The organism is Herbaspirillum autotrophicum, assembly GCF_001189915.1.
In the GTDB taxonomy this organism is placed as follows: domain Bacteria; phylum Pseudomonadota; class Gammaproteobacteria; order Burkholderiales; family Burkholderiaceae_D; genus Herbaspirillum; species Herbaspirillum autotrophicum.
Genome location: NZ_LFLS01000097.1, coordinates 1 through 233 on the forward strand (window position 1 = coordinate 1; position 233 = coordinate 233).

A 233-nucleotide genomic window follows, 5' to 3' on the forward strand; every position below is an offset into this window, starting at 1 on the left:
TGGCTGCTGCCACTGAACACGATGCCGTTGCGGTTGACGATCATGATGTTGCCGTCACCGGTGATCTGGCCCTGAATCTGGCTCGGCCGTGCCAGCGGATCATTGACCCGGTTCAATACCGACCAGCTCGCTTGCTGCTGGAAATTGACCGTGGTGTTCATGCCGACGTTGAAGGTTTCCCAATTGAGAATGGCCTTGTCGGCGGTCTGCTGAATCGTCACCGTGGTCTTGCC

Annotated in this window: 1 protein-coding gene; it reads right to left on the reverse strand. The window is 57.5% G+C overall.

Annotation, left to right across the window (positions count from 1 at the left end):
* A partial coding sequence (locus tag AKL27_RS26955; RefSeq protein ID WP_157057142.1) for a two-partner secretion domain-containing protein occupies positions 1-233 on the reverse strand: 233 nt, incomplete at both ends.